General features: G+C 38.4%; 1 protein-coding gene. It reads left to right on the forward strand.

The window, feature by feature from the left end; translation table 11 throughout:
• Positions 1-48: 48 nt before the first annotated feature.
• A partial coding sequence (locus ACUYLD_RS25680) for a hypothetical protein (RefSeq protein WP_446676240.1) occupies positions 49-276 on the forward strand: 228 nt, incomplete at its 3' end.

Genomic DNA, 276 nt, shown 5'->3' on the forward strand with positions numbered 1-276 from the left:
GTTATATATTCAATCAGATTTAGAACGCCTATGCCAGAAAGTATTCTGTTGACTCAGCCAGAAGGTAAGGAGTGGATTATTGAGCTGGCTGGTAGGTCAAAGTATCGATTTAGATTAGTAACTATTAGTAGGATTTTGCCAAATCCTAATATGGTGGCAATAAAAATTCCAGACAATACCCCGGAGATAATTACAGGTTATTCTTTAGACGACGAGCAGGCATTGCTGGCGAAGGTGAGATATAACCGGCTAATAGATATATTTCTAGGTATAACC

It is taken from the genome of Paenibacillus sp. SER-28 (genome assembly GCF_052906305.1).